The following is a 516-nucleotide window of genomic DNA, read 5'->3' as shown; positions in this document are numbered from 1 at the left end:
TTCGTCGTTATCTGCCGCGGGTTTCTGATGTGCTGAGATGGGACCGATCAACCCGCAGCCAATGGTCATGGCCGCTACGGTAGCAACCAAGAATACCCAATGATACCAATACAGAGGACCATGAAACGAGTTACCAAGGACGAGGGTGTCGAACAAGAAGAAACAAAAGGTCCACACCAAAATCAGCCCCAGCCAAACCAACAGGCGGATCGTCGCTGGATTCCCCTCAATCGTATCAATGCGCGTGCCAGATTCTGGCGTTGATCGTCGGAAATAGAGCCATATACCAACGAAAACAACTGGCACAACGAGAAAACGCAATCCACCAATCAGATAGATACTGAAAAATGCAACACCGGAGGCGACCAGCGTCGCAGTCGCAAAGATGCGGTCCCAGCGTCCGCGTGTAAACAGGATTGTCTTCGGTCGCGACAATCAATCACTCCTTATCGACGAACGGTTGGGTTCAGCGGGGCCGCGCGAACGACTCTCCACTTCGAAAACGTCAAGTCGCGG

1 protein-coding gene is annotated in these 516 nt (G+C 52.7%); it reads right to left on the bottom strand.

From position 1 onward, the window contains the following. Positions 1-435, bottom strand: a 435-nt coding sequence (locus H1B37_RS33160) for a hypothetical protein (protein ID WP_182871546.1), incomplete at its 3' end; no start/stop codon positions are given. Positions 436-516: the final 81 nt, after the last annotated feature.

Origin of the sequence: Stieleria mannarensis (assembly GCF_014154935.1) — a bacterium.
In the GTDB taxonomy this organism is placed as follows: Bacteria; Planctomycetota; Planctomycetia; order Pirellulales; family Pirellulaceae; genus Stieleria; species Stieleria mannarensis.
The sequence above is the reverse complement of the archived record's forward strand: the minus strand, read 5'-3'. Positions and strand labels throughout refer to the sequence as shown.